This window comes from Micromonospora sp. USAFONa4, assembly GCF_057197825.1.
The window spans coordinates 2,850,278-2,877,077 of record NZ_CM170072.1; the positions used below are offsets into that span (position 1 = coordinate 2,850,278).

At 73.4% G+C, this 26,800-nt stretch carries 25 protein-coding genes and 1 tRNA gene; 12 read left to right on the forward strand and 14 right to left on the reverse strand.

Features of this window, described 5'->3' with window-relative positions; translation table 11 throughout:
- Positions 1–102: 102 nt before the first annotated feature.
- From AC0OO9_RS12375 to AC0OO9_RS12385, 3 genes are all read right to left on the reverse strand, one after another.
- A complete protein-coding gene (locus AC0OO9_RS12375) occupies positions 103–1,119 on the reverse strand; it encodes an ABC transporter permease subunit (RefSeq protein ID WP_484517338.1) in 1,017 nt (338 codons plus the stop codon).
- A complete protein-coding gene (locus tag AC0OO9_RS12380; RefSeq protein ID WP_484517339.1) occupies positions 1,116–2,126 on the reverse strand; it encodes an ATP-binding cassette domain-containing protein in 1,011 nt (336 codons plus the stop codon). The genes AC0OO9_RS12375 and AC0OO9_RS12380 overlap by 4 nt, the downstream gene beginning before the upstream one ends.
- Before the next feature lie 153 nt (positions 2,127–2,279).
- Positions 2,280–3,065 carry a DeoR/GlpR family DNA-binding transcription regulator gene (locus tag AC0OO9_RS12385; protein WP_091626905.1) on the reverse strand — a complete coding sequence of 262 codons (786 nt, stop codon included), beginning with the start codon at positions 3,063–3,065 and terminating at the stop codon, positions 2,280–2,282.
- 195 nt (positions 3,066–3,260) lie between these two features.
- On the opposite strand from AC0OO9_RS12385, the gene AC0OO9_RS12390 reads away from it, so the two are divergent.
- The 3 genes from AC0OO9_RS12390 to nagA are packed head-to-tail and all read left to right on the forward strand — an operon-like array spanning position 3,261 to position 6,216.
- Positions 3,261–4,190 (forward strand): SIS domain-containing protein, encoded by a 930-nt coding sequence (locus AC0OO9_RS12390; protein ID WP_151454743.1) that lies wholly within the window; start codon positions 3,261–3,263, stop codon positions 4,188–4,190.
- The gene (locus AC0OO9_RS12395) at positions 4,187–5,107 is read left to right on the forward strand and encodes an ROK family protein (RefSeq protein ID WP_484517340.1); all 921 of its coding nucleotides are present in this window, start codon (positions 4,187–4,189) and stop codon (positions 5,105–5,107) included. Before AC0OO9_RS12390 ends, AC0OO9_RS12395 begins: the two co-directional genes overlap by 4 nt.
- On the forward strand, positions 5,107–6,216 hold the full coding sequence (nagA, locus tag AC0OO9_RS12400) for an N-acetylglucosamine-6-phosphate deacetylase (RefSeq protein ID WP_484517341.1): 1,110 nt from the start codon (positions 5,107–5,109) through the stop codon (positions 6,214–6,216). The genes AC0OO9_RS12395 and nagA overlap by 1 nt, the downstream gene beginning before the upstream one ends.
- Before the next feature lie 5 nt (positions 6,217–6,221).
- Here nagA and AC0OO9_RS12405 read toward each other — a convergent pair whose 3' ends face one another.
- On the reverse strand, positions 6,222–7,433 hold the full coding sequence (locus AC0OO9_RS12405; protein WP_421455336.1) for a DUF4032 domain-containing protein: 1,212 nt from the start codon (positions 7,431–7,433) through the stop codon (positions 6,222–6,224).
- Between the two features lie 142 nt (positions 7,434–7,575).
- Here AC0OO9_RS12405 and AC0OO9_RS12410 point away from each other — a divergent pair, with 142 nt between their 5' ends.
- Entirely contained in the window at positions 7,576–8,313 is a 738-nt protein-coding gene (locus tag AC0OO9_RS12410) for a phosphatase PAP2 family protein (RefSeq protein ID WP_484517930.1), read from the forward strand.
- A 9-nt stretch (positions 8,314–8,322) separates the two neighbouring features.
- Positions 8,323–9,561 (forward strand): APC family permease, encoded by a 1,239-nt coding sequence (locus tag AC0OO9_RS12415; RefSeq protein WP_484517342.1) that lies wholly within the window; start codon positions 8,323–8,325, stop codon positions 9,559–9,561.
- 3 nt (positions 9,562–9,564) lie between these two features.
- On the opposite strand, the gene AC0OO9_RS12420 is transcribed toward AC0OO9_RS12415, so the two are convergent.
- Positions 9,565–11,340: a potassium channel family protein gene (locus AC0OO9_RS12420; RefSeq protein ID WP_484517343.1), complete on the reverse strand. Its 1,776-nt coding sequence runs from the start codon at positions 11,338–11,340 to the stop codon at positions 9,565–9,567.
- 100 nt (positions 11,341–11,440) lie between these two features.
- Between AC0OO9_RS12420 and AC0OO9_RS12425 the strand changes: the two genes are divergently transcribed.
- The 4 genes from AC0OO9_RS12425 to AC0OO9_RS12440 all read left to right on the forward strand — a co-directional run bounded on the left by AC0OO9_RS12425 (position 11,441) and on the right by AC0OO9_RS12440 (position 15,569).
- Complete coding sequence (locus AC0OO9_RS12425) at positions 11,441–11,932, forward strand: MSMEG_6728 family protein (RefSeq protein WP_484517344.1); 492 nt, start codon at positions 11,441–11,443, stop codon at positions 11,930–11,932.
- Positions 11,933–12,022: 90 nt separating this feature from the next.
- Entirely contained in the window at positions 12,023–13,555 is a 1,533-nt protein-coding gene (locus AC0OO9_RS12430) for an FAD-dependent oxidoreductase (protein ID WP_484517345.1), read from the forward strand.
- Positions 13,556–13,667: 112 nt separating this feature from the next.
- Positions 13,668–14,873 carry a hypothetical protein gene (locus tag AC0OO9_RS12435; protein ID WP_484517346.1) on the forward strand — a complete coding sequence of 402 codons (1,206 nt, stop codon included), beginning with the start codon at positions 13,668–13,670 and terminating at the stop codon, positions 14,871–14,873.
- A gap of 252 nt (positions 14,874–15,125) precedes the next feature.
- Positions 15,126–15,569, forward strand: coding sequence for an HNH endonuclease (locus tag AC0OO9_RS12440; RefSeq protein WP_484517347.1), 444 nt, complete (start codon positions 15,126–15,128; stop codon positions 15,567–15,569).
- An 89-nt stretch (positions 15,570–15,658) separates the two neighbouring features.
- Here AC0OO9_RS12440 and AC0OO9_RS12445 read toward each other — a convergent pair whose 3' ends face one another.
- Entirely contained in the window at positions 15,659–16,432 is a 774-nt protein-coding gene (locus AC0OO9_RS12445; RefSeq protein WP_484517931.1) for an enoyl-CoA hydratase/isomerase family protein, read from the reverse strand.
- Between the two features lie 119 nt (positions 16,433–16,551).
- Positions 16,552–18,945, reverse strand: coding sequence for a M4 family metallopeptidase (locus AC0OO9_RS12450; protein WP_484517348.1), 2,394 nt, complete (start codon positions 18,943–18,945; stop codon positions 16,552–16,554).
- Positions 18,946–19,128: 183 nt separating this feature from the next.
- On the opposite strand from AC0OO9_RS12450, the gene AC0OO9_RS12455 reads away from it, so the two are divergent.
- Positions 19,129–19,617: a hypothetical protein gene (locus AC0OO9_RS12455; protein WP_484517349.1), complete on the forward strand. Its 489-nt coding sequence runs from the start codon at positions 19,129–19,131 to the stop codon at positions 19,615–19,617.
- Between the two features lie 25 nt (positions 19,618–19,642).
- On the opposite strand, the gene AC0OO9_RS12460 is transcribed toward AC0OO9_RS12455, so the two are convergent.
- From AC0OO9_RS12460 to AC0OO9_RS12475, 4 genes are read right to left on the reverse strand one after another with little or no spacing between them, the layout of a single operon-like run.
- Complete coding sequence (locus AC0OO9_RS12460; RefSeq protein ID WP_484517350.1) at positions 19,643–20,308, reverse strand: histidine phosphatase family protein; 666 nt, start codon at positions 20,306–20,308, stop codon at positions 19,643–19,645.
- 39 nt (positions 20,309–20,347) lie between these two features.
- Positions 20,348–20,767 carry a VOC family protein gene (locus tag AC0OO9_RS12465; RefSeq protein WP_121401524.1) on the reverse strand — a complete coding sequence of 140 codons (420 nt, stop codon included), beginning with the start codon at positions 20,765–20,767 and terminating at the stop codon, positions 20,348–20,350.
- 52 nt (positions 20,768–20,819) lie between these two features.
- Positions 20,820–21,224 carry a helix-turn-helix domain-containing protein gene (locus AC0OO9_RS12470; RefSeq protein ID WP_484517351.1) on the reverse strand — a complete coding sequence of 135 codons (405 nt, stop codon included), beginning with the start codon at positions 21,222–21,224 and terminating at the stop codon, positions 20,820–20,822.
- Between the two features lie 23 nt (positions 21,225–21,247).
- The gene (locus tag AC0OO9_RS12475) at positions 21,248–21,964 is read right to left on the reverse strand and encodes a hypothetical protein (protein WP_311411707.1); all 717 of its coding nucleotides are present in this window, start codon (positions 21,962–21,964) and stop codon (positions 21,248–21,250) included.
- Between the two features lie 148 nt (positions 21,965–22,112).
- Between AC0OO9_RS12475 and AC0OO9_RS12480 the strand changes: the two genes are divergently transcribed.
- Positions 22,113–22,499: a hypothetical protein gene (locus tag AC0OO9_RS12480; protein ID WP_484517352.1), complete on the forward strand. Its 387-nt coding sequence runs from the start codon at positions 22,113–22,115 to the stop codon at positions 22,497–22,499.
- Between the two features lie 63 nt (positions 22,500–22,562).
- Here the strand turns inward: AC0OO9_RS12480 and AC0OO9_RS12485 are convergent.
- A tRNA-Thr gene (locus AC0OO9_RS12485) sits at positions 22,563–22,639 on the reverse strand.
- 331 nt (positions 22,640–22,970) lie between these two features.
- Between AC0OO9_RS12485 and AC0OO9_RS12490 the strand changes: the two genes are divergently transcribed.
- Positions 22,971–24,062 carry an ABC transporter ATP-binding protein gene (locus tag AC0OO9_RS12490; protein ID WP_484517353.1) on the forward strand — a complete coding sequence of 364 codons (1,092 nt, stop codon included), beginning with the start codon at positions 22,971–22,973 and terminating at the stop codon, positions 24,060–24,062.
- A gap of 127 nt (positions 24,063–24,189) precedes the next feature.
- Here AC0OO9_RS12490 and rlmB read toward each other — a convergent pair whose 3' ends face one another.
- A complete protein-coding gene (rlmB, locus tag AC0OO9_RS12495) occupies positions 24,190–25,323 on the reverse strand; it encodes a 23S rRNA (guanosine(2251)-2'-O)-methyltransferase RlmB (protein WP_484517354.1) in 1,134 nt (377 codons plus the stop codon).
- A complete protein-coding gene (cysS, locus tag AC0OO9_RS12500; protein WP_484517355.1) occupies positions 25,323–26,738 on the reverse strand; it encodes a cysteine--tRNA ligase in 1,416 nt (471 codons plus the stop codon). The genes rlmB and cysS overlap by 1 nt, the downstream gene beginning before the upstream one ends.
- Positions 26,739–26,800: the final 62 nt, after the last annotated feature.

The following is a 26,800-nucleotide window of genomic DNA, read 5'->3' on the forward strand; positions in this document are numbered from 1 at the left end:
AACCCAAGGCGCTCCCGTCCGGATTACGCCGGTTCGTCGTCCTCGGCAGGCATGGGCGGTGCGACCGGGGCCGGGGAGAGCCGCCGGTCGCACCGCCGACGGTCAGGAGATGTCCCGCCGGCGCATCGCCCAGAGGGCCGCGCCCAGGATCACCACGAATCCGACCGCCATCATCACCGAGGACTGCTGCCAGGTGATGTCCATCGTGTCCGGTTTGCACTCACCGAAGTAGGTGGCCTGGCAGGTGTTCCAGTCCTCCAGGGTCACCTTCTTCTGCATCCACGCCACGGCGTAGGTCGGCAGCAGCCACGCCTCGGCGAAGCGCACGCCGGCCATCGCCAGCAGGATGCCGAGGCCGAACTGGCCGACGACCATCAGGGCGATCACCCCGCCCAGGGCCATCGCGGTGTGCCGCCCCAGCGAGGCGAGCGCGAAGCCGATGGTCGCGGTGACCAGTGCGAGCACCAGCCCGCGCAGCCCGGTCAGGGCGAAGGACTGCCACGCCCCGGAGGTCATCTCCGCCGTGCTGCCACGGAACGTGGCGACCAGCCAGAAGCTGCCGAACCAGAGCACGGTCGTGGGCACCGCCAGGGCGACCAGCCCGGTGAGCAGCGCCGCCAGCTTCGTCAGCAGTACGGTCAGCCGCTTCGGCCGCCACAGCAGCAGGTTCATCATGCCGCCGGTGTTCCACTCCGCCCCGACGAACGAGGCCCCCACGACGAACCCGACCAGCGCCAGGATCGCCGCGAGCGGCAGCAGCGTGTCGCCGAAGTTCTCCCGGAAGTCGAACGTGGAGGGCAGGAACCAGTCCGCCTGGATCGCCTCCCGGGGCGGGGGCTGGATCATCGCGCAGTCGTCGGGGAACTCCCCGGCCTGGGCCGTGCCGGCCGCCTTCGCCTTCTCGCACTCCGCGCGGTACTGCGTGTTGTGGCTGACGTCCCGCTGCCACTGCTGCTCGGCGGCGCGCTCGGCCTTCGCCAGCGCGCTGGCGTCGATCTTCTCGTTGGTGAAGAAGACCCCGACCACCACGGCCGCGAGCACCAGCAGGCCCAGCAGGCCCATCCAGCGGGTGAAGCGCCGCTTGGCGAGCCGGCGCAACTCCGTACGGTAGAGGCTCACGCGCCCCACCCTCCCCCGGTGGAACCGGGCTGCCCCGCGCCACCGACCTTCGTGGACTGGTCGACCTGCCGGTGCTGGCCGGGTACCGGCGCGGTGGCGGTCAGTTCGAGGAAGACGCTCTCCAGGTCGACGGCGACCGGGGCCAGCTCGCTGACGTAGAGGCCCTGCTCGGCGAGGAGCCGGGTCACCGTGGCCGGCTTGTCGACCCCGGCGAGCATCAGGTGGTCGGCCTGACCGTTCACCCGGATGCCGGCGCGGGTCAGCGCGTCGGCGGCGACCGGCAGGTCGGTGACCGCCTCCAGCCGCACCCGGACCGCGCCCGAGGAGTGCTGGGCGAGCACCTGCTCGACCGGGCCGAACGCCACCCGCCGGCCCAGCGAGATGATGGTGACCGAGTCGCAGATCAGCTGGATCTCGCCGAGAATGTGGCTGGAGAGCACCACGGTCATCCCCGACTCGGCGAGGTTGCGCGTCAGGGTGCGCATCTCCCGGATGCCGCCCGGGTCGAGGCCGTTGGCCGGCTCGTCGAGGATCAGCAGCTTCGGGTTCTTCAGCAGGGCCGAGGCGACGGCGAGCCGCTGCTTCATGCCGAGCGAGTAGGTCTTGACCCGCTCGCCGGCGCGGTCACGCAGCCCGACCAGCTCCAGCACCTCGTCGACCCGGTGCTGCGGCACGTCGCCCGCGCCGGCGAGCAGGGACAGGGTGTCCCGCGCGGTGAAGTGCGGAAAGAACTGCGGGCTCTCCACGATCGCGCCGACCTGACCGGCGACCGCGGGCAGCGCCGCCGGCACCTCGTGGCCGAGGATCGTCATCCGGCCGCCGTTGGGCCGGATGAGGCCGAGCAGCGTACGCAGCGTGGTGGTCTTGCCCGACCCGTTGGGGCCGAGGAAGCCGTGCACCTGCCCCTGTTCGACCCGCATGTCGAAACCGTCGAGCGCGTTGCGGGTGCCGCGCCGACGGCTCTTGTACGTCTTGCGGAGACCTTCGATCTCCAGGACAGCTGGCAAGCTGCACCTCCCCCGATGGGTGTATGACACGCGACACCATACGCGGTATGCAGGCCCCCGCAATACCCGGTATGCATCCGACGCGCCGATCGGGTGAAAGGAAGGGCCCCTTCCTGTGCACCAGGCGCCAGGAAGGGGCCCTTCCTTGCAACGTCAGGCGCAGATGACCGTGACGCCGGCGGCGCGGAACGCCTCCACCACCTCTGGGTTGGCCCCGGAGTCGGTGACCAGCGTCTCCACCCGGTCCACCGGGCAGATCCGGGCGAAGGCGTGACCGCCCAGCTTGGACGAGTCGGCGATGATGACGACCCGCTTGGCCCGGGCCACCATCAGGTTGTTCATGGCCGCCTCGCCCTCGTGGTGGGCGGCGGCGCCGAGCTGCGGGTCGATCGCGTCCACGCCGAGCAGCGCGACGTCCAGGGTGACCTCGCGCAGCAGCGCCCCGCCCAGCGGGCCGACCAGCTCGAACGACTTCGGGCGGACCACGCCGCCGGCCACCACGACCTTCATCCGGGAACGGACCAGCAGCTCGTTGGCGATGTTCAGCGCGTTGGTGACCACGGTGAGCTGGGCGCCCTCGGCACTGGTGTTCAGGTCGGGCCGGACGGCGAGCGCCCGGGCCACCTCCGTGCTGGTGGTGCCGCCGTTGAGGCCCACCACGGTGCCCGGCGAGACGAGCGCCGCGGCGGCGGCGCCGATCCGCTGCTTCTCCGCCGAGTGCTTGGCGGTCTTGTAGCGCAGCGGCAGGTCGTACGAGACGCCGTTGGCGACCGCGCCACCCCGGGTCCGGGTGATCATCTGCTGCTGGGCGAGCTGGTCGAAGTCGCGCCGGATGGTGGCCTGCGAGACGTCCAGCCGCTCGGCCGCCTCCTCGACGCTGACCCGCCCGTTGTCGGTGAGCATCTCGAGCAGGGCGTTCCATCTGGCGTAGCGGTCCACCCCGTGCCCTCCAGTTACTGCGCGGTCGGTGATTGATTGCGTGCACAGTAGTGCGCGAAACTACGAGGGCGCAAAACCCTGTCCTGCGCGATGCCGGGGCTGGTTGCCACAGCCAGCCGCTTTCGCGCAGAATAACGCGCGAAAGGCGGCTCTAACGAGCCGTATTGCGCACCGCTCCCCTGCGTAGGAGTTCTCATGTCGTACGTCGACGCCGAGATCGCGAGCCAGCCCGACTGCTGGCGGGAGGCGGCGCGCCTCGCCGCCACCGCGACGGACCACCTCCCCCGCCCCGGGGAGCGGGTCGCCGTCGTGGGTTGCGGCACGTCGTGGTTCATGGCGATGGCGTACGCGGCCCGCCGCGAGCACCTCGGCCAGGGCGAGACCGACGCCTTCCAGGCCTCCGAGTTCCCCGCCGGCCGGCGCTACGACCGGCTCGTCGCGATCACCCGCTCCGGCACCACCACCGAGGTCACCGAGCTGATCGCCGCCCTGCGCGGGCGGGTGCCGAGCACCGTCCTGGTCGGCGACCCCGACTCCCCCGCCGTCGCGCTGGCCGACGCGGCGGTGACCATGCCCTTCGCCGACGAGCGCTCGGTGGTGCAGACCCGCTTCGCGACCACCGCCCTGGCCCTGCTCCGCGCCCACCTCGGCGACAACATCGACGCGCTCGCCGCCGACGCGGAGGTGGCCGTACGCGCCCCGCTGCCGATCGACCCGACCCGGATCGAGCAGGCCACCTTCCTCGGCCGCGGCTGGACGGTCGGGCTCGCCCAGGAGGCGGCGCTGAAGTGCCGCGAGGCGGCCACCTTCTGGGCCGAGGCGTACCCGGCGATGGACTACCGGCACGGGCCGATCTCGATCGCCGCGCCGGGCCGGCTGGTCTGGGCGTTCGGCGAGCTGCCCGACGGGCTGCCGGAGGACGTGGCGGCGACGGGAGCGGCGTTCGTGCACAGCCGCACCCACGGCTGCCGCACGGTGCTCGGCAGTTGGGCGGCCGGCCGTACCCCCGTCGACCCGATGGCCGACCTGATCCTGGCGCAGCGCTTCGCGGTCGCGCTCGCCACCAGCCGGGGCCTCGACCCGGACGCGCCCCGGCACCTGACCCGTTCCGTGGTCCTCGCGTGAGGCCAGCCGACGTCGTCGTCGCGCTGGACGTCGGCGGCACCGGGATGAAGTGTGCCCTGGTCCGGGCCGACGGTGCCGTGCTGCACACCGAGCGGCACCCCACCGACGCGGAGCGCGGCCCGGACGCCGTCGTCGACACGGTCCTGGGGGTCGCCGAGGGACTGGCCGGCAAGGCCCGCGCCGACGGGCTCGACCCGGTCGCGATCGGCATCGCCGTCCCCGGGGTGATCGACGAGGGGCGCGGGGTCGCCGTCTGGTCGGCGAACGTCGGCTTCCGGGACGTACCGCTGCGGGACCTGGCGCAGGCGCGGCTCGGACTGCCGACGGCGGTCGGCCACGACGTGCGCGCCGGCGGCCTGGCCGAGGCCCGGCTCGGCGCGGGCAGCGACGCCGCGCACGTCCTCTTCGTCGCGATCGGCACCGGCATCGCCGCCGCGCACCTGGTCGGTGGTGCGGCGGCCACCGGCGCGCACGGCGCCGCCGGCGAGATCGGCCACATTCTGGTACGCCCCGGCGGGCCGCGCTGCGGCTGCGGCCGTCCCGGGTGCCTGGAGGCGGTCTCCTCCGCCTCCGCCATCGGCCGGCTCTACTCGGCGCGGACCGGCGTCCCGGCGACCGCCGCCGAGGTGGCCGACCGGGCGGCGGCCGGCGAGCCGCTGGCGGCGGACGTCTGGCGGGAGGCCGTGGAGGCGCTCGCCGACGGCCTCGCCACCGGCCAGGCCCTCTTCGACGTGGAGACCGTCGTGATCGGCGGCGGGCTGGCGCGGGCCGGCGCGCTGCTGTTCGACCCGCTGCGGGCCGCGCTGCACGAGCGGATGACGTTCCACCGGGAGCCGCGCCTGGTCGCGGCGGCCCTCGGCGACGAGGCCGGCTGCCTCGGCGCCGCCCTGCTCGCCCTCGACAGTCTGGAGAAGTGATGGCTCTTCGGGTGAACGGCAAGGTGGTGACCCCGACCGGCGTGATCCGGCAGGGCTGCGTGGAGGTGCACGAGGGCCGGATCCGGGCGGTGGCCGAGTACCCGTCGGTCCGCGACGGGCACTGGATCGTGCCGGGCTTCGTCGACATGCACACGCACGGCGGCGGCGGGCACACCTTCACCACCGGCGACGCCGGGCAGGCCCGACAGGCCGCCGACTTCCACCTGCGGCACGGCACCACCACCCTGCTGGCCAGCCTCGTCAGCTCGCCCTTCGTGCTCATGCGCTCGGCCACCGAGGCGTTCGCCCCGCTGGTCGCCGAGGGCGTGCTGGCCGGCATCCACTTCGAGGGCCCGTACCTCTCCTCCGCCCGCTGCGGCGCGCAGAACCCCGAGTACCTGCGCGACCCGTCCACCGACGAGCTGGCCGAGCTGATCGAGCTGGGCGACGGGGCGGTCCGGATGGTCACCCTCGCCCCCGAGCGGGACGGCGCGCTGGAGGCGATCAAGCTGCTCACCGCGCACCGGGTGGTCGCCGCGGTCGGCCACACCGACGCCACGTACGACGAGACCCGCGCCGCCGTCGCGGCGGGCGCGAGCGTCGGCACCCACCTGTTCAACGGGATGCGGCCGGTGCACCACCGCGAGCCCGGCCCGGTGGTGGCCCTGCTGGACGCCCCGAACGTGGTCTGCGAACTGGTCGCCGACGGCGTGCACCTGCACGACGGGATGCTGGCCTTCGCCACGTCGACGGCGGGCCCCGAGCGGTCCGCCCTGATCACCGACGCGATGGCCGCCGCCGGCATGGCCGACGGCGAGTACGACCTGGGCGGCCAGACGGTCACGGTGGCGGACGGCGTGGCCCGGTTGGCCCGCGACGGCGCGATCGCGGGCAGCACCCTGACAATGGACGCCGCGCTGCGGCACGCGGTGGGCGCCGGAATCCCGATCGCGGACGCCGTACGGATGGCGGCCACCACCCCGGCCCGCGCCATCGGCCTCGGCGACCAGCTGGGCGCGCTCCAGGTCGGACTCCGGGCCGACCTGGTGGTGCTCGACGACGACCTCAACGTGGTCCGGGTGATGCGCGAGGGCTCCTGGGTGGAGTGACCCGCTCAGCCGGCGGTGGGGACCTCGACGCCGAGCACGGCCTGCTCGTCGGGGCGGTGCACCAGCACGTCGGAGAGGAACGACTGCACGGCCGGGGCCATCCCGACGTCCCGGCCGGCCCGCTCGGAGAGCAGCCACTTGTGCTCGATGATCTGGGCGAAGAGCTCCTGCGGCTCCAGCTTGCGGCGCAGGTGCGCCGGTACGGCCCGGACCACCGGCTCGAAGACCTCGGTCAGCCAGCGGTGCGCGGCCTGCTGCTCGTCCATCAGGTAGCTCTCCGCCCGGTAGGCGTCCAGGTCGTTGAGCAGCCGGCGGGCCTGGTTCTCCTCGGCGTCGAGGCCGGTCAGGCGGAGCAGCCGCCGGGTGTGGTAGCCGGCGTCGACCACCTTCGGCCGGACCAGGTAGCGCCCGTTGTCGATCGTGGACATGGCCACCTCGGCGACGTCGAAGCCCAGCTCGTTGAGGCGGCGGATCCGCCCCTCGATGTCGTGCCGGGCCTCCCGCTCGACCTGCTGCTCGTAGGTGATCTCGTGCCACAGCCGCTCGTAGCGCTGCACGACCTCCTCGCAGACCACCTCCGGGTCGATCGACTCGTGCAGCAGCCCGGCGGCCTGGAGGTCGAGCGCCTCGCCGAAGATGTTGACCCGGGCGATCTCCAGGTCCTCGCCGCGCTGGCCGTTGGAGAGGGAGTGGTGCAGCGCCCCGGTCTCGGCGTCCACCAGGTAGGCGGCGAAGGCTCCGGCATCCCGCCGGAAGAGGGTGTTCGACAGCGAGCAGTCGCCCCAGAAGAAGCCGGTCAGGTGCATCCGGACGATCAGGGCGGCGAGCGCGTCGAGCAGCCGGCCCATCGTCTCCGGGCGCAGGGTGTGCGAGAAGAGCGCCCGGTAGGGCAGCGAGAACTGCAGGTGCCGGGTGATCAGCACCGACTCGAGGGGTTCCCCGTCGTCGGTCTGCCGGTCGGCGACGATCGCCACCGCCTCGACCGACGGGAAGTCGATCCGCTCCAGGGCGCGCAGCAGGTCGTACTCCCGCTCGGCGATCCGCTCGCGGGTCTCCTTGAACGCGTAGACGTACTCACCCAGCCGGACGAAGCGGACGATGTGCCGGGAGATGCCCTGCGGCAACGCCACCAGGTGCTGCGCAGGCCACTCCTCCAGCGGGGTCGACCAGGGGAGGTCGAGCAGCGCCGGGTCCACGAGGGCCGAGGTGATCCGCACGGGACAAGTCTGACGGGTAACCCCCGCCGAGCGCCTCCCTTCGTGGCTCGGCACACAGGCGGCCCCGGCCCGTCCCCATCCGGCGCCGGGCGGGGCCGGTAGCGTGGTCGGGGTGCGGGAGACCACGACGGTACGGGCGAAGGTGCAGCTCCGGCCGGTCCGGCCGGCCGGCTGGTGGTTCGACGCGCTGCTGCTGACGGCCCTCGTCGGGTTGACCGTGGCCCTCGCCGGCGAGCGGCTCTTCGGGATCGACCGCGCGATCGCCGACTGGTCGCAGGCGCACCGGCCGACGGCCGCGCACTGGACGGCGGTGGTCTTCAACTACCTCGGCCAGGGCACCCCGTTGACGTTGATCGCCCTGGGGCTCGGGGTGCTGCTCGCGGTGCGGCTGAGGTCGGTCCGCCCGGTGCTGCCGCCCGTGCTCGCCTTCGCCCTCAGCTACCTGACCATCGGCCCGCTCAAGGTGTGGACCGCCCGGCCCGCGCCCAGCGCGAGCGTCAAGGAACCCTTCCTGCCCGCCGAGCAGACCCTCCCGTTGTTCCAGGACGAGCTGCCGCTCAGGTTCGCCCAGTCCTACCCCTCCGGCCACGTGGCGAACGCGATCCTCTGGTACGGCGTCATCGCGCTGCTGCTCGCCCCGCTGCTGCGCACGTACGGCCGGACAGTGCCGCCCCGGCTGGTCACCGTGGTCCGGGTCGTGCCGCCGGTGGTGGTGCTCTGCACCACCACCTACCTCGGCTGGCACTGGCTGACCGACTCGGTCGCCGGGCTGCTGCTGGGGCTTCTCCTCGACCGGCTGGTGCACCGGGTGCCGTGGGACGACCTGCCGTTGCCGGGAGCACTGCGGGGCTGGAACCGTCCGTTCATCTCCGTTCCCTAGGGTCACGCCGTGGAGCAACTGGCGCGCCGCCTCGGCGTACGCGATGCGGTGGTCATCGGCCTCGGGTCGATGCTCGGCGCGGGCGTCTTCGTGGTCTTCGCGCCCGCCGCGGCGGCGGCCGGCGGGGCCGGCCTGCTGGCGGCGCTGGTGCTGGCCGGCTTCATCGCCTTCTGCAACGCGACCAGCTCGGCCCGGCTCGCGGCCCGCTACCCCGAGTCCGGCGGCACCTACGTGTACGGGCGGGAGCGGCTCGGCCCGTTCGCCGGGTTCCTGGCCGGCTGGGGCTTCGTGGCCGGCAAGACGGCGAGCTGCGCGGCGATGGCGTTGACCGTCGGGGCGTACCTCTGGCCGGGGCAGGCCCGGCTCGTCGCCGTCGGCGCGGTGGCGGCGGTGACCGCCGTGAACCTGCGCGGCATCGGCAGGACCGCCACCGCGACGAAGGTCCTGGTGGGCGTGGTGCTGGCGGTGCTGGCCCTGGTCGCCGTGGCCGGCGCGGTCGGCGGCGACGTCTCGCTGGACCGGCTCGGCGACCTCGGCGGCGGCGGGCGGGGCGTGCTCACGGCCGCCGGCCTGCTCTTCTTCGCCTTCGCCGGGTACGCGCGGATCGCCACCCTCGGCGAGGAGGTACGCGACCCGGAGCGGACCATTCCCCGGGCGGTCCCGCTGGCCCTCGGCGTGGTGCTGGCGGTCTACCTGGTGCTCGCCGTGGTCACGGTCGGCGTGCTCGGGGCCGACCGGCTGGCCGGTTCCGCCGCGCCCCTGGCCGACGTGGTGACCGCCGCCGGGCTGCCCGGCCTGGCGTGGCTGGTGCGGGCCGGGGCGACGGTGGCGGTGACCGGGGTGCTGCTCTCCCTGCTGGCCGGGGTGGGGCGCACCGCGCTGGCGATGGCCCGCCGCCGCGACCTGCCGGGGGCGCTCGCCGCCGTCCACCCGGTGCACCGGGTGCCGCACCGGGCGGAGCTGGCCGTGGCCGCCGTGGTGGTGATCATCGTGCTGCTGGGCGACGTACGCGGCGCGATCGGCTTCTCCAGCTGCACCGTGCTGGTCTACTACGCGATCGCCAACGCCGCCGCGCTGACGCTGGGCCGGGAGCCGGGCCGGCGGCTGCCGGTGCGGGCGCTGGCCGTGCTGGGGCTGGCCGGCTGCCTGCTGCTCGCGGTCAACCTGCCGCCGGCCAGCGTGCTCGCCGGCGTCGCCGTGCTCGCCGTCGGCGCCCTCTGGTACGCCCTGCGCCCCCGGCGGGGCTGACGGTCACTCCTCCGGCTGGCGGGGCGCGGGCGTGACGGGGTCCTCCGGCGGGGGCGCGGCCTCGCGGAGCAGGGCGTTCAGGCCGGCCCGGCGGGCCACCACCGTCAGCCGGTCGCCCGCGACGATCACCAGCCGGGCATCGGGTGCCCAGTCGAGGCGCTGTCCGGCCCGGGCGTGCGCCAGCAGGCGTACGCTCTCGGCCCGCCCGACGGCGGCGAGCGGCCGGCCGTCCAGCGACGATCCGGCGGCGACGGAGACCTCGGTGACCAGCAGCGCGTGCCGGCCGACCGGGATGGTGGCGATCACGGCGCGGTCCAGCAGCGCGGCGGAGAACGAGAACGCGGCGAGGTACGACACGCTGCGCGAGACGCCGATGCCGAACGCCTGCTGGATGCGTTCGGCGAAGTGGCCGTCGAAGAGGCGCAGCACCACCTGGAGTTCCGGGTTGACGGCCCGGCCGATGAGCGCCGCCTGGAGGTTGGTCTCGTCGTCGGTGGAGACCACCACCAGTGCCTGGCAGCCGCCCACGGACGCCGACTGGAGGGTCTCCTCCAGCGCGGCGTCGCCCACGATCAGCGGTACGCCGAGCCGCCGTGCCAGCGCGCCGCCGCGCGGCTCGGGCACCTTGTCGATCGCCACCACCTCGACGCCGAAGTCGCAGAGCTGGGCCATGACCCGGGTGCCGACGTTGCCCAGCCCGACCACCACCACGTGCCCGGAGCGCTCGGGCTGGATGCGGCCGGAGTGCAGGGCCAGCCGGGCGTTGACGATGCCGTCCACCACCACGGCGGTGATCAGCGGGATCAGCGCCAGCCCGGCCAGGTTGAGCACCACCTGCATGACCTGCTCGGCGGCCGACTTGTCCGGGTTCGGATCCTGCCCGGTCAGCGTGGTCACCAGCGTCAGGTAGAGCGAGTCGGCCCAGTCCTCGTGCGCGGCGTAGCCGTTGAGCGAGCCGAGCAACCCGATCACCGCCAGCAGCACGATCACCGCTACGCCGATCTTGCGGGTGGCGAAGCTGCGTACCGCGCGCAGCAGCACCGTCAGGGGTCGACGCCGCCGCCGGGCGCGCCTGAGCCGGCGGGCGGCCAGCTCCGTCCCCGGCGGCGTCCCGGTCGCCTCGGCGATCACCAGGTCGGCCGCGCGCCCGTCGGCGGGCAGCAGCCGGACCTGCTGCGGGTCGCGGGTGTCGGCGACCCCGCAGACCACGTCGGTCGGGCGTACGTCCTCGCGGCGGGCCACGTAGAGGGTGCGCCCACCGTGCCGGAAGTGGGTGGGGGCGACCTCGCCCAACGCGGCGGCCACGAAGGCGGGTGCGGCCATGGAGGCGTCGGAGAGCACGGCCGAGTCGGGGAAGATCTGCCGCACCCCGTTGGCGAGGCCGGTGTTGAACATCCGCACCACCAGCCGCAGCCGGGGCTCGACCTCCTGCGCGCAGAGCGCGGCGTGCATGTTGCCGACGTCGTCCTGGTGCAGCAGGGCCAGCCCGTCGGCGCCGGCCAGCCCGGCCCGACGGAAGGTCACCTCGTCGAGCCGGTCGGCGCGGACGACCTCGACGCCCTGGAGGTCCCGACCGTCGGGCTCGTCCGAGCGCGGTCGTTCGGGCACCACCAGGGTGATCCGGACGCGGCCGGCCTGGAGCTCCGTGGCGAGCAGCGCCCGCACCACCCAGTAGGCGAGGGCGTCGCGACCACAGATCACGTAGTGCGCCCGCGCGTCCCCGTTGACCCGGAGCCGCCGGCCGGCACGTCGCGCACGATCCAGCAGGGGCTCCGCCATGTGCCGCATCGTAGTCAGCCGGTCGCGCCGGACGCAGCCCCGTGATCATGAACGCTGGTCGCGCCGGCATGTCCCTCCCGGTGACGGGTAGAGCACCGGCATGCAGACGTTCCTGCCGTACCCGGACTTCCTGGCCAGCGCCCGGACGCTGGACCAGAAGCGGCTGGGCAAGCAGCGGGTGGAGACCATCCAGGTGCTGCGGGGGCTGACCTGGCCCACGTACGGCTGGCGCAACCACCCGGCGGTGAAGATGTGGGCCGGGTACGAGGAGGCCCTCACCCGGTACGGGCTGGACGTCTGCGCGGTCTGGTGCGAGCCCGGCCGGGCCGACACCTGCGCGACCACGATGACCACGGACCTCGCCGCCGCCTGCGGCCTGACCCGGGTCCGCACCCAGGCCGAGCTGGCCGAGGCCGGTGAGCTGCCGCCCTGGCTGGGCCGCGACGACCTGCACCTGAGCCACCGCTCGTCGCTGCTGCGCAAGGACCCCGGCCACTACGGGCCGCTCTTCGGCGACGACGTCCCGCCCGACCTGGAGTACGTCTGGCCCGCCTCGGACCGCGAACGTCGCTGCCTCCCGCCGCCGGAGTGATGGCGGGGCACGTCAGGCGCTTCCCGCGGGAAAGGGTTCCCGCGATGGCTGAGCGGGCAGACTGGAGACCCACCCGGCGGGAAGGTGCACATGGCGCTGTCGAAAGTGGTCGGTCGACTCATCGGCGTACGCGAGCACGAGGTGGACCCGGGCGGTGGTGGCGCCCCCCGCGTGCCGGGCCGGGTCGAGGCGGTGGTGGTCGGCGGCGGGATCGCCGGCATGTCGGCGGCGGTGGTGCTGGCGGAGCGCGGGGTGGCGGTGACGGTGCTGGAGGCCGCGCCGACGCTCGGCGGCCGGCTCGGGGCCTGGCCGGAGACGCTGGCCGACGGCAGTCGGCAGATGAACGAGCACGGCTTCCACGCGTTCTTCCGGCAGTACTACAACTGGCGGTCCATCCTGCGCCGCGCCGACCCGGAGTTGGCCTTCCTCAAGCCGGTCCCCGGCTATCCGATCCTCAGCGAACGGTGGCCCACCGAGGAGTTCGGCAGGCTGCCGCCCGCGCCGCCGGCGAACCTGCTGGCGCTGCTGCTGCGCAGCCCCAGCCTGCGCCTGGGCGACCTGCGGGGCATGGACCGGGACGCGGCGCTGCCGCTGCTCACCTACGACCCGGTGCGCACCTACGCGGAGTTCGACGACAGCACCGCCGACGCGCTGCTCACCTCGCTGCGGCTGCCCGACCGGGCCCGCGCGATGCTCTTCGAGGTCTTCTCCCACTCGTTCTTCAACCACGAGGCGGAGATGTCGGCGGCGGAGATGATCGCGCAGTTCCACTTCTACCTGCTGGGCAACCCGGAGGGGCTGGCCTTCGACTGCCCCGACGAGGACTACGCGACGGCGATCTGGGAGCCGCTGACCCGGCACGTGGAGAAGCACGGCGGCCGGGTGCTGACGGGCGCCGCCGCCACCGCCCTGACCCGCGACGGCGAGGGCTGGCGGGTGGCGACCGCCGACGGCACGTCGTACCCGGCCGGGCACGTGGTGCTCGCCGTCGACCCGCCCGCCCTGGCCGCGCTGGTCGCGGCCTCGCCCGGCCTGGCCGACCATGCGCCCCGGCTGGCGGCGCGGATGCCCGCGTTCGGCCGGCCCGGTCCGCCGTACGCGGTGGCGCGCTTCTGGTGCGACGGGGACGTCTCCGCCGACCGGGCGGTGTTCAGCGGGGTGTCCCGGCAGCCCACTCTGGACTCGGTGACCCTCTACCACCGGCTGGAGGACGAGTCCCGCCGCTGGGCCGAGCGCACCGGCGGCTCGATCGTCGAGCTGCACGCGTACGCCTGCGACGCGGGCGTGCCCGCCGAGGAGCTGGCCGAACGGATGCGGGTCGAGCTGACCGCGCTCTGGCCGGAGGCGGCCCGGCTGCGCGTCCGCGAGCTGCGCGCCCGGGTGGAGGCGCAGGCGCCGGCGTTCACGCCCGGCAGCCACGCCTGGCGGCCGGGGGTGCGCACCGACGCCGACGGGCTCTACCTGGCCGGCGACGGCATCCGGACGGACTTCCCGAGCGCGCTGATGGAGCGGTCGGCGGCGACCGGGATCATCGCGGCCAACCACGTCCTGCGGGCCGAGGGCGGCGCGGCGGAGCGGGTCCGCTCGATCCGCCCCCGGGGCCTGCTCGCCGGACGGGGCTGACCGGCCCGGGCCTGCTCGCCCTTCGGGCTGAACGGGCCGGGGTCCGCACGCCGGCGATGAGGAGCAAAACAGGCAAATGGGCCGTTCGGTTCACTTAGGCTGACCGTCTGGGGTGAGCCGGGAGGTCGGATTGTCGCCGCGCACGGACGACGGCCCGCTCGTCGCCGACGTGCCGCGGGACGACGCGTACCCGCTGATCCGGGACGAGCGGGCCTGCGTCGTGACCGCCCTGCGGCTCGGCTGGTGGATGGCGGACGCCTACCACCACGCGCGGACCGCCGAGCTGCGCGACCCCGGGGCCGATCGGCCAACGGGCGCACCGCCGAAGCTGTCCAACCTGACCGAGATGTCGGGGCGGCGTCGCATGCAGATGTACCTGGACGGCGTGGAGGTCGCGCTCACCCAGATCGCCGAGCTGACCCGGCGCGTCGGTCCCGTGCCCGCCACCGCCGACGCGCGGGGCCGGGTGGCCGACGGGTCCGCCGAAGCCCTGCTGCTCGCCCTCGACGACCTGAACGTGGAACTGCTGCGCTGGACGATGGCCACCAACCAGCGGGTGGGGCTGGCGTACCGGCTGGGACGCTCGCTGGCCGACACCGTCCGGTACGGCGACGCCGTGCGGAACGGCGACGCCGGGCAGGTTGCCCAGCGCTTCGGCGGGCGGCAGTTCGAGATCGGCCGTTGGCTGGGCGAGCTGGCCAGCGTGCTGCCGCCGTACTCGGCAACGGTGGTCCGCCACTCCCTGTCGGCGTGGGCGGCGGCGGTCACCAGGGCGGGCGTGGGCGACCCGACCGAGGCGGGGCTGCCCGAGCTGGCCCGTGAGCTGCGCAACCAGGGCGAGCTGTGGCAGGGCGTGCTCACCGGCGGGCTGCACCCGAGGGACCTGCTCGACGAGGAGGACTACGCGATCGTCGCCCGGAACCTGATCGTGCGGGACCGGAGGCTGGTGGTGCAGGCCGTCCGGGGGATCTTCTGGCCGGTGCTCGTACCGCTGCTCGCCGTGCTGTTCGCCGTGGTGGGGGTGAGCGCGCTCGCCGCCGCCGGCCCGCCGGTGACCCGGGCCGCCGTGGCCCTGCTCGGGCTGGGCGCCGGGCTGGCCGCGATCTGGCGCACCGTCTCGGGGCCGGCGCTCGCGGTCGCCGGGGAGGTCAACCGGCCGCTGCTGGAGAGCGAGCTGACGGCGCGGATGGCCGTACGCATCGACCGGCCCCTGGCCGCCGCGCGGGCCGCCGGCCGGGCCCGCCGGCAGCGCCGCCCCGACGAGCCGGGGCCTCGATCGAAATCCGTTGCCCCTCTGTCCCCCGCGGACCTACCGTGATCGCGCAAGGTCAACCACCGCCGCGGGAGCTGGTCATGTCGATGTCGCACGTCACCGGTGTGCCGTCGTGCCTGCCCACGCGTCCGGCATCGCCGGCCGGCGGCGGTCGTCACCGTGCCGAAGACCCCGGGGGCGGCCGGCCCGACTGACGCGTGCCCGCACGACGTCGAGCCGCCCGTCCGTAACCCGGACCGGGCGGCTCTTTCGCTGTCCGGCCCGTCGAGATCGTCACCGCCACGAAGGGAGACACCGGTGGACGCCGTCCTCGTCGTCAACGCCGACCTCGGCCCGCTGCACCGGGTCACCGTCCAGCACGCGATCCGGATGCTCTGCCGGCGGGTCGCCGAGATCCACGAGGCCGAGCCGGACCGGGTGATCGGGGTGTTCCCGGTTCCCCGGGTGGTGCGCCTGGTCCGCTACGTGGTGACCCGCTGGCGGTTCAGCGCCGGCCCGGCCTGGTCCCGCGCGGGCGTGCTGCGCCGCGACGGGCGCTGCTGCGCGTACTGCGGGGGGCCGGCCGGCACCATCGACCACATCCTGCCCCGCTCGCGCGGCGGCCGGAACACCTGGCGGAACACGACGGCCGCCTGCTACGGCTGCAACCAGCACAAGGGCGACCGGACGCCGGCCGAGGCGGGCATGCCGCTGCGGCGTGAGCCGGTCGTGCCGAGCTGGGCGGCGCTGGCGGGGCGGTGACGGACCGGCCGGCGGGAACGGGGGGCCGCGTCGGGGGTACGCCCTCGGCGCGGCACCCGTCGGCCCCCCACCCACGGGAGGTGGAGCGGTCAGTGCCGGGCGGGCGGGGTCCAGCCGAAGCGGGCCGGGCGGCGCTCGTGGAAGGCGGCCACGCCCTCGCGGGCCTCGCCGCTGGCCCGGACCTGCCCGTGCCACCAGGCGATCCGGGCCTCGTCCGCCCGCCCGTCGACGATCTCCTTGGCGGCGGCGACGCTGAGCTGCGACCGGGCGACCACGGCGGCGGTGAGCTCGTCCACCCGGGCGGCGAGCCCGTCGCCCGGCAGCACCTCGTCGACCAGGCCCACCCGCAGCGCCCGCTCGGCGTCGATCAGCTCGGCGGTGAAGAGCAGGTGCTTGGCCGCGGCCGGGCCGACCAGCCGGGCCAGCCGGCGGGTGGTGGGCGCCGGATACACCAGGCCCAGCCGCGCCGGCGGCACGCCGAACCGCGCGTCGGTGGTGGCGACCCGCAGGTCGCAGGCGACGGCGAGCTGACAGCCGCCGCCCACGCACGCGCCCCGGACGGCGGCGACGGTGGGCTTGGCGAAGGCGGCGAGCCGCTCCTCGGCGGCCACCGCGATGCTGGCGTCACCGGCGTCCAGCAGCTCGTCCAGGTCGCCCAGGTCCGCGCCGGCACAGAAGGTGTCCCCCGCGCCGGTGAGCACCAGCGCCCGGACGGCCGGGTCGGCCTCCAGCCCGTCGAGCAGCTCCGGCAGCCGCCGCCACATGGCGGTGGTCATCGCGTTGCGCCGCGCCGGGTTGCGGATCACCACCGTCGCCACCGGCCCGGCCACCTCGACGAGGAGTTCCGCGTCCGCCACCGTCACCACCCCTTCGACGTACCGCCCGGCCGCCGGGGGCGGCGACGCGTGCGGCGACCATAACGGCGCCGGCCCGGCGACCACCCTGGCGGGGTGGTCGCCGGGCCGGCGACGGTACGGCTACGTCAGGAGACGTTCAGCGCGGTGTCGTCCACGACGAAGGACGTCTGGAGCGACGAGTCCTCGACGCCGGTGAACCGCAGGGTCACCGTCTGCCCCTTGTACGCGGCCAGCGAGAACGACTTCTGGCTGTAGCCCGCGGCCTTGTTCAGGTTCGAGTACGTGGCGAGGGTCGCCAGCACCGTCCCGGAGGAGTTGAGCACCTGCACCCGCAGCGTGTCGTACGCGGTGCTGCTGGTGGTCTCCGCCGAGTCGATGTGCAGCCAGAAGCTGAAGTTGTACGACGTGCACCCGGCCGGCAGGCTCACCGACTGGGAGAGCGTCTCGGTGCGGGTGGTCCCGTACCCGTTCATCCACGCGCTCCACGTGCCGGTGCGGGCCGGCTGCGCGGTGCCGTGCTGGCCGATCACGCCCGAGGTCTGCGTCCAGGCGGTGGCCCCGGACTCGAAGCCCGCGTTGGCGAGCTTCTGACCCGGGCTGGTGCAGCCGCCGCCGGTGCCGTTGACGGTCAGCGTGTAGGTGGCGCTGCGGGTGACCGAGCCGGCGCCGTTCACGGTGACCGTGTAGGTACCGGGCGCCGTGGCGGCCGTGGTGGCGACGGTGAGGGTCGACGAGCCGCCCGAGGTCACCGAGGCCGGGCTGAACGAGGCGGTCGCCCCGCTCGGCAGGCCGGAGGCCGACAGCGTCACGGTCTGCGCCGAGCCGCTGGTGGTGGCCGTGGCCACGGTGGTGGAGACCGAGCCGCCCGGGTTCACCGCGCCGGAGGTCGGCGACAGCGAGACCGAGAAGTCGTTGCCGGTCGAGCACGGCGCGTCGTTGCCGGCCACGTTCACCGCGGTCCAGGCCGCCTGGACGGTCCGGTACTCGGTGGAGCAGCTGCCGTACAGGTCGGTCGCGGCGCGCAGGCTGTACGCCCGGGCGGTGTTGGCCGGGTTGCTGGTGTTGACGTACGAGGTGTTGGAGGTGAAGTACGCGTCCAGCGCCCGCCACCAGATCTTCTCGGCCTTGGCGCGGCCGATGCCGGTCACCGCCGGGGCGGAGCCGCAGACCGGCGAGGTGCCGTACGAGGTGGCCCCGGTGCCCTCGGCGAGGTTGAAGAAGAAGTGGTTGGCGACACCGGACGAGTAGTGCACGTCCTTGCTCCTGGTCGCGGTGGACCAGCAGCTGTCGCTCGAACCGTCCAGGGACGGGTTGTACATGTAGCGCAGCGGCGTACCGTTGCCGTTGATGTTGATCTTCTCACCGACCTGGTAGTCACCCGGGTCGGCGGAGCTGTTGGCGTAGAACTCGACCATGTTGCCGAAGATGTCGCTGGTGGCCTCGTTGAGGCCGCCGGACTCGCCGGAGTAGGTCAGGCCGCCGGGGACGACGTTCTCGGTCACGCCGTGGCTCATCTCGTGGGCGGCCACGTCGATGGAGACCAGCGGCCGGGAGTTGCCGCTGCCGTCGCCGTAGGTCATCCGGGAGCCGTCCCAGAAGGCGTTGACGTAGTTGTTGCCGTAGTGCACCCGGCTCGGCACGCCCCGGCCGTCGCCGAAGATGCCGTTGCGGCCGTGCACGTTCTTGAAGTAGTCGAAGGTCTTGGCGGCGCCGTGGTGCGCGTCCACGGCGGCGGACTGCCGGTTGGAGGCGGCGCCGGTGCCCCAGGTGTTGTCGGCGTCGGTGAACGTGGTGCACGTCGACGTGCCGTTGTTCATGTCGCACGTGGAGCCGTTGCCGCGCAACGGGTCGATCATCTGGTACGTGCTGCCGGAGAGCGTGGTGTCCACGGTGACGGTGCCCGAGTAGACGCTGTTGCCCGTGCCGGCGACTGCCTCGATCTCGTCGTACGAGCCGACGACCTTGCCCGTGGTGGCGTCGGTGACGACGTGGAACCGCGACGGCGTCTGCCCGTCCGGGTGCCAGCCGGTGACGACGGTCTCCCAGGCGAGCCGGCCCTTGCCGGAGCTGGCGTCGACGAAGAGTTCCGGGGCGCCGACGGCGGTGAGCGTGCCGGAGAACTCGGCGCGGGCGGCCTTCTTCGCCGCCGCGGCGGTGACCTTCGCCGTGGTGGGCAGGGTCAGCGGGGCGTCCAGACCGACCGAGGAGCCGGCGTAGCCGCCGGTCGGGGTCGTGTGGATGACGAAGTCACCGCCGTACACCCGCAGGCCCTGGTAGGTCCGGGTGTAGCGGGTGTGTGCGGCGCCGTTGGCGTCGACCTTGGTGCTGTGCACCTGGTAGGCCTCGGCGCTGGTGCCCTGCACGGCGCCGGGGTTGGTCCGCAGGACGCTCGCCGCGGCGGCGGCGGGCCCGCCCGGGGCGGGGGCGGTGGGGGGTGCCGCGAGCGCCGGGGTGGCGACGCCGGTCAGCAGGCCGCTGGTGAGCAGGGCCGTACCGACGGCGGCAATGGGTCTTTTCACGTGCCCTCCTGAACGGGGGTATGCGCGACAGGGATAGTCACGCATGTAGATATAACGATGTGACGACCCAAAAGAGAAGAGGTGATCCGGATTCCGCCCGGGACACTGACCGTTCGGTGGAACCGGGGCCGGCGGGAACCACGCCGCCTCGCCGCACGTCCGAGCGGAATGAGATCAGTTTCGATGGCTGGCGTCAAGATCGCGCTGCTGGTGACGGCCCTGTCCGGCTGCGCGACGACCGAGCCGCCCCGGGTGCCGCCGCCGAAGAGCTTCCCGGCGGGCCCGTCCGCACCGACCGTGGCGCCGCCCACCTCCGCACCGACGGCCGCGGCGGCACGCGTCGTGCTGACCCGGTCGGGCGGGTTCGCCGGACGCGGCGACACCGTGACGGTGGAGCCCGACGGCCGGTGGACCGCCGTGGACCGCGCCGGGTCGCGGCGCACCGGCCGGCTCTCCAGCGCGGATCTCGACCGGCTGCGCCGGCTCGTCGTCGACCCCGGGCTCACCGCGGAGGCGGGCCGCCCGTCGGCGCCCACCGCCTGCCAGGACGCCTACAGCTACCGGCTGACGATCGGGGAGGTGGAGACCGGCTACGTGGACTGCCCGGCCGACGGTGCCGCGCCGGCCGCGACCCGTGCGGTCGTGGAACTCCTGCTCGGAGCCACGGGCTGAGCGAGCACAGGCCCGTCGGTCGGGGTCAGAACCGGTAGTCCTCCGGCAGGCCGGTGCCGCGCAGCTCGGGCGGCAGATGGGCGGTGTCGTTGACGGCGACCAGGGTCGGCGGCCCGCCCGGTCCGTAGCGGATCACCGTCAGGCCGCAGTGGTGCGCGTTGAACCCCAGCCAGCGCCGCTCCGGCGCGTCGAGCGCGTGCCGGACGAACCAGGCGATCAGGAACGTGTGCGTGACGACCAGGTCCCGCCGGTCCCCGTCGTCCGGGGCGGTGGCGAAGCGCCGCAGGGCCGCCGCCGTCAGCCGCGGCCCGTCGGCCCGCTCCGCCGGGGAGAAACCCGCCAGCAGCCGGGCGTACGCGGGCGGCAGGCCGACCGGATCGGTGTCGTGCGGCAGGTGGTCGCCGACCTCCTCGGCGGCGTACACCGGCACTCCGGGCAGCGCCGCCGCGACCAGCTCGGCGGTCTCGACGGCGCGCCGCAGCGGGCCGTGGTGGACGGCGTCGACGGGCACGCCGCGCAGCCTCTCGCCGAGCAGGATCGCCTGCCGGCGGCCCCGGTCGGACAGGCCAATCTCCGGCGGGTCGACGCCCGACGGGGTTCCCGGCGGGCGGTCCTGCTCGCCGTGCCGGGCCAGGTAGAGCAGGCGGGTCCCCACGTCGTCCCCCTCGTACGCGATCGAAAGGCGTGCCACTGGCGGCACGCCTCCCGATCATGGTTCCCCGCCGCCAGGTCAGCCCCTGGGGAACATCTGGCCGATGCGGATCTTGTTGCCGAACGGGTCGCGGATGCCGAAGTCGATGCCGTACGGGCGCTCCATCGGCTCGTCGGTGATCTCGACGCCCTTGGCCACGAGATCCTCGTACGTCTTGTGCGCGTCGTCGGTGGTCATGAAGAGGTAACCGCCCAGCGCCCCCTTGGTGAGCAGCTCACGGACCTGCTCGGCGGTCGCCGGGTCCAGCGCCGGCGGGCCCGGCTTCTCCAGCAGGATCTCGCGCTCCGGGTCGCCGGGCAGGTTCACCGTCAACCAGCGCATGAAGCCGAGGTCCTGGTCGGTGTTGACCTCCAGGCCGAGCTTGCCCACATAGAAGTCGAGGGCCTCGTCCTGGTCGAGCACGTAGATCTGGGAGCGGCTGATCGCGTTCATCGTCATGCCGGAAACGCTACGGGGCTGCCCTGACCTGCTGCTTATCCAAAACTGACCTCTAATGCCCGAAGCTGCTGGGCCGGGTCCAGGCCTTGGTGAAGCACACCGGCACGGCGGCGGTGGGCGCCTTGCGCCTGCGGTACTCCGACGGCGACTCCCCGACGATCTGCCGGAACGTGCGGCTGAACGTGCCCAGGCTGGCGAAGCCGACCGCGTAGCAGACGTCGGTGACGTCCCGGTCGGTGTGCAGCAGCAGGTACATGGCCCGCTCCACCCGCCGCCGCTGGAGGTAGCGGTGCGGGGTCTCGCCGAAGGTCGCCCGGAAGGTGCGGATGAAGTGCGCCTCGGAGACGTACGCGATCCGGGCCAGGGCGGGGATGTCCAGCGGCTGGTCGTACGCGCGGTCCATCGCGTCCCGGGCGCGCAGCATGGCCCGGTTCGACTCCTCCGTCGCCCTGCTCACGCCGCCCAGCATAGGTGCGCCGGTTACCGGCCCGCCGCATCCTGCCGGTCGGCGACCTCCCGCGCTCGCAGCGAGTCGATCACCCGTGTCGCCTTGGACGGGAGTCGCGCGGTGGAGCGGATCAAGAGCCGATGCCGATCGCCCACGCTGTCCTCAGCCAGGATCTCGACGTCCAGGTGGCCGATGGCAGCCAGGGCGCGATAGGAGAATTCGCCGATCTTGAGGCCGTCGACCCCCCGCTGCTGCGGAACGACCGGGGTGCGCCCGATCCACGTCAACTCGGCGTCCGCTTCTTCGATGCCACGACGCCGGAGCCGAGCGTCCAGATCGGGAAACCTGATCCACTCCGACGCGCCCGTCCGCTCCTCCCCGTGAAAGGCGATCCGGTAGAGGATCTGCGTCACCGTCGCGTGACCTGGCCCCGCGTTGAAGAAATAGAGGATCCAACGCCCGCCGTCGCCCTCCTTCTGCATCCAGCCGTAGCCGAAGTGGGGCCGGACCGTCTTGGCGAACTGCGCACGGGCGAGCATGAGCCCGCCGAACACGGCGAGCAGGTTCGCAGTGGTGGGAAGGTCCAGGACGGAAAGTCGCCACGGTAGTTCGCCCACGGGCACCTTCACGTTCGCCCGCACGGCTTCCCAGAGGAAGTTACCCGCCAGAATCGACACGAGCGCGGCGGGGAGCGCCGTGAACATCTTGGATCGCCGCACCTGGTGCCAGTGCCTGTCGTGTTCCGTCACGCTCTGACGCCAGCGCTGAACCCGCCTCGCACCAAGAGACTCCACCAGATCGGCTCCTGACCATCCTCGGACGACAGGCGTATCGACCATCCTCGGAGGGAGAGCGTATCGACCTGAGGCAACCGGCTGCGTAGTCGTCCGCTGCACGATGAGTTCGTCGATCGGCCGCCACGCATCCGCCGGGCAATTCAGCATGATGACTGTCTACTGCGACGGCTGCCCGATGCGGGTGGATGTCAGTTACTACGACAGCACGGCCATGGCCATCGCGGACGCGCTCCCTGCCCGGGACGAGACCTACCCCACGCTGATGGCGGCATTCGAGGCGCGGCTACGGCGATGCGACTGCGGCGGGCGGTTCCGGGACTCGGCTCCTCGGCGCTGCCACCGATGCGCCACCATCCTCGCGACCATCAGCGCGCCTTCCGGTGTCGATGTCTGGCCAGGCTGGTGGACGGATGAGGCGAACACGGACTCCCTGGAAGGGGAGTTCACCGCCCGGTACTTCCGGGCGGAGGGCCTCTGGAAGCACTGACGCCGGGCGGTCGGGCGGTCGGCCGCGTGCGACAGCGCCCGGCGAAGGATGCCTGATGAAATTTGGAGCCCCCGGCCGGGATCGAACCGGCGACATCTCGCTTACAAGGCGAGTGCTCTGGCCAGCTGAGCTACAGGGGCGTGTGGTGCCGACGCCAGCATAGCGACTGACGTCCGGATTTCCGCCGCGGCAGGCCCCCCGACCACCGGAAACGTCTCCGCCCCCCTGCGGCGGACCGACATCGACGGTCGATTGATGTCCGCCCGTGCCCGAGTGACCGGAATGTCTATGCGGTCCGTCCCATCCCGTGCGCCCCGCCTTGGCAGGTGACGGAAAGCCGTTTACCGTGCAGTGACACGGACGACATCTCGATCACCGAGAGGCCGCCCGTGGGCCGGCGCGTCCCGTGCCGGCCGCTCCTTCACTCGGATCGTCCGGCACGTTCCTGCCGGTGAAAGGAAGCACCCCACCATGGCTACGGTCACCTACTCCAAGGCGTCCCGGATCTACCCGGGCACGGAGCGTCCCGCCGTCAACCAGCTCGACCTGGAGATCGGCGACGGCGAGTTCCTCGTCCTGGTCGGCCCCTCCGGTTGCGGCAAGTCCACCAGCCTGCGCATGCTCGCCGGCCTCGAGGACGTCGACCAGGGCTCGATCCACATCGACGACCGGGACGTCACCCACCTGCCGCCGAAGGCCCGCGACATCGCGATGGTCTTCCAGAACTACGCCCTCTACCCGCACATGACGGTGTACGAGAACATGGCGTTCGCGCTCAAGCTGCGCAAGACCTCGAAGGCCGAGATCGACCGGCGGGTCAAGGAGGCGGCGGCGCTGCTCCAGCTGGAGGAGTACCTGGGCCGCAAGCCGAAGGCCCTCTCCGGCGGTCAGCGCCAGCGGGTGGCCATGGGCCGGGCGATCGTCCGCGAGCCGCAGGTCTTCCTCATGGACGAGCCGCTGTCGAACCTCGACGCGAAGCTGCGTGTGCAGACCCGTACCCAGATCGCGTCGCTGCAGGCGAAGCTGGGCGTCACCACCGTCTACGTCACCCACGACCAGGTCGAGGCCATGACCATGGGCCACCGGGTGGCGGTCATGCTCGACGGCGTGCTCCAGCAGGTGGACACCCCGCGGGCGCTCTACGACACCCCGGCCAACGTCTTCGTCGCCGGCTTCATGGGCTCCCCCGCCATGAACATCAAGACCGTGCCGCTGGGCGAGCGGGGCGCCGCCTTCGCCGACCTGCAGATCCCGCTCACCCGTGAGCAGGTCGAGGCGGCCCGCGCCGACGGCGGCGACAACAAGGTGACCGTCGGCTTCCGCCCCGAGGACTGCGACCTGGTCAGCCCGACCGAGGGCGGCATGCCCGTCGTCGTCGAGCTGGTCGAGGACCTCGGCTCGGACGCCAACATCTACGGCCACGCCGCACTCGAGGGCAGCAACGAGCGCTTCGTGGTCCGCACCGACCGGCGCACCATGCCGAACATGGGCGACACCGTGTTCGTCAAGCCGCGCGAGGGCCGCAGCCACGTCTTCAACGCGAGCACCGGCAACCGCATCTGACGTACGACGGGATGGGGGTGCCCGCCGACCGGCGGGTGCCCCCATCGTCGTCTCCGGGCTGAGGGCCCCCGGACAGGCGAAGGGGCGGCCCGCCATCAACGGACCGCCCCATCTCCGTGTCTGCGGATCAGCCCTCGGCGGCCCGGCGGCGCGCCACCTCGGCGAGGGTGACGGCCGCGGCGACGCTGGCGTTGAGCGACTCGACGTCGGAGACCATCGGGATGCTGACCGTCAGGTCGCAGGTCTCGCCGACCAGCCGGGAGAGCCCCCGGCCCTCGGAGCCGACCACCACGACCAGCGGGCCGACGGCGGCCTCCAGGTCGTAGAGGTCGGTCTCGCCGTCGGCGTCCAGGCCCACCACCAGGAAGCCGGCGTCCTGACAGGCCTTCAGCGACCGGGTCAGGTTGGTCACCTGGGCGACCGGTACCCGCGCCGCCGCACCGGCGCTGGTCCGCCAGGCGGTCGCGGTGATCCCGGCAGCCCGCCGCTCCGGTACGAAGACACCCTGCGCGCCGAAGGCGGCGGCGGACCGGATCACCGCGCCGAGGTTGCGCGGGTCGGTCACCCCGTCCAGCGCCACCAGCAGCGGGGCGGCCTGCTCCAGCGCCGCCGCGACGAGGTCCTCGAAGGGCTCGTACGCGAACGCCGGCACCTGGAGCCCGATGCCCTGGTGCAGCACGCCGCCGGTCATCCGGTCCAGCTCGGCCCGGCTGATCTCCAGGATCGCGATGCCCCGGTCGGCGGCCGTCCGGACGATCTCGTTGACCCGGTCGTCGGCGTCGATGCCCTGCGCGGTGTAGAGCGCGGTCGCCGGCACCTGGGCACGCAGCGACTCCAGCACCGGGTTGCGCCCGACCAGCAGCTCCGGCGTGTCCTTGGACGGGTTGGACTTGCGGCCCGGCGCGACCCGGGGGCCGCCGCGACCGGTGGGCCTGGCGCCCCGACCGCCCGCACCGCGCCCGCCCGTGGTCGGCACGCCCCGGCCACCACCCTTGCCCCAGGTGGTGTCCTTGCTGCCCGGCTGGCCGATCTTGGGGGCGCGCCCCTCCTCGGCCGCCGCCCGGCGCTCCTTGTCCTGCTTCCAGGCGGTGCGCTGGGGCAGCTTCTCGGTGCCCGAGTAGGCCTTGTGCCAGGGCCGCTCGTCGGCGGGCAGGGTCCTGCCCCGTCCGGCGAGGGAGTCCTTGTTCTTGCCACCGGAGCCCTTCGGGGCTCCCGCCTTCGGCGTCAGACGCCGGCCACGGCGCTGCGAGTTGCCGGCCATCAGTCCTGCTCTCCAATAGTCCAACGGGGGCCCTGGGGGGTGTCCTCGACCACCACGCCGGCCTGCTTGAGCTGGTCGCGTACGGCGTCGGCGGCGGCCCAGTCCTTGCGACCGCGGGCCTGTGCGCGCTGCTCCAGGGCCAGCGCGACCAGTGAGTCCACCACGCCGCGCAGGTCGTCCGTGCGGCCGCCACCGGTCCACGCCGGGTCGAGGGGGTCGACCCCGAGGATATCCAGCATGGCGCGCGCGGAGGCCAGCGCCGTGCGGACGGTCACATCGTCGCCGCCGGTCAGCGCGGTGTTGCCGTCGCGGACCACCTCGTGCAGGACGGCGAACGCGGCGGAGGTGTTCAGGTCGTCGTCCATGGCCGCCGCGAAGGCGCCCGGCAGCTCGCCGAGCTGGCCGGCGCCGACGCGCTCGACGGCCCGCTGCACGAAGCCCTCGATCCGGCGGTACGCGACGGCGGCCTCGCGCAGCGCGTCCTCCGAGTAGTCGATCCGGGACCGGTAGTGCGCGGCGGCGTAGTAGTAGCGCAGCTCCACCGGGCGCACCCCGAGCGAGTCGACGTACGCCAGGTCGAGGGCGTTGCCGAGCGACTTGCCCATCTTGGCGCCGCCGATGCTGAGCAGCCCGTGGTGCACCCAGTAGCGGGCGAACGGCAGCCCGGCGGCCTGCGACTGGGCGATCTCGTTCTCGTGGTGGGGGAAGGTGAGGTCCAGTCCGCCGCCGTGGATGTCGAACTCGGCCCCGAGGTAGCGCCGGCACATCGCCGAGCACTCGATGTGCCAGCCCGGCCGGCCCCGCCCCCACGGCGACGGCCAGTAGGCGTCCGCCGGCTCGTCGGGCTTGGCGCCCTTCCACAGCGCGAAGTCGCGCGGGTCGCGCTTGCCCCGGTCGGGCGCGTCCCCGGCCGACTGCATCGCGTCCGGCGACTGCCCGGACAGGGAGCCGTAGGCCGGCCAGGAGCAGACGTCGAAGTAGACGTCGCCGGAGTCGTCGGTGGCCGGGTAGGCGTGCCCGTCGGCGATGAGCTTGGCGATCAGCTCGTGCATCTCCGGGATGTGCCCGGTGGCCCGCGGCTCGTACGTCGGGGGCAGCACGTTGAGCGCCCGGTAGGACTCGGCCAGGACCAACTCGTTGGCGTACGCGATCGACCAGAAGGGCTGGCCCCGCTCCATCGCCTTGACCAGGATCTTGTCGTCGATGTCGGTCACGTTGCGGATGAAGGTGACCTCGTAGCCGGCGGCGAGCAGCCAGCGGCGCAGCACGTCGTAGTTGACGCCGGAGCGAAGGTGACCGATGTGTGGCGGGGCCTGGAGGGTGAGACCACACAGGTAGACCCCCACCTTGCCGGCTTCCCGCGGGACGAAGTCCCGCACCGATCGGGTGGCGGTGTCATACAGGCGTAGCGTCACCGTACAAGGGTAGCCGTCCCCGCATTCCTGGGTTGTCCGGAGCCGGGTCGTACGCTGCTGGG

What these genes read in the sequence shown, in the direction of transcription:
- AC0OO9_RS12390 (WP_151454743.1), top strand. Translation starts at nt 3,261, where the DNA reads ATGTCGTACGTCGACGCCGAGATCGCGAGCCAGCCCGACTGCTGGCGG.
- nagA (WP_484517341.1), top strand. Translation starts at nt 5,107, where the DNA reads ATGGCTCTTCGGGTGAACGGCAAGGTGGTGACCCCGACCGGCGTGATC.
- AC0OO9_RS12420 (WP_484517343.1), bottom strand. Translation starts at nt 11,340, where the DNA reads ATGGCGGAGCCCCTGCTGGATCGTGCGCGACGTGCCGGCCGGCGGCTC.
- AC0OO9_RS12425 (WP_484517344.1), top strand. Translation starts at nt 11,441, where the DNA reads ATGCAGACGTTCCTGCCGTACCCGGACTTCCTGGCCAGCGCCCGGACG.
- AC0OO9_RS12430 (WP_484517345.1), top strand. Translation starts at nt 12,023, where the DNA reads ATGGCGCTGTCGAAAGTGGTCGGTCGACTCATCGGCGTACGCGAGCAC.
- AC0OO9_RS12455 (WP_484517349.1), top strand. Translation starts at nt 19,129, where the DNA reads ATGGCTGGCGTCAAGATCGCGCTGCTGGTGACGGCCCTGTCCGGCTGC.
- AC0OO9_RS12465 (WP_121401524.1), bottom strand. Translation starts at nt 20,767, where the DNA reads ATGACGATGAACGCGATCAGCCGCTCCCAGATCTACGTGCTCGACCAG.
- AC0OO9_RS12480 (WP_484517352.1), top strand. Translation starts at nt 22,113, where the DNA reads ATGAGTTCGTCGATCGGCCGCCACGCATCCGCCGGGCAATTCAGCATG.
- AC0OO9_RS12490 (WP_484517353.1), top strand. Translation starts at nt 22,971, where the DNA reads ATGGCTACGGTCACCTACTCCAAGGCGTCCCGGATCTACCCGGGCACG.
- rlmB (WP_484517354.1), bottom strand. Translation starts at nt 25,323, where the DNA reads ATGGCCGGCAACTCGCAGCGCCGTGGCCGGCGTCTGACGCCGAAGGCG.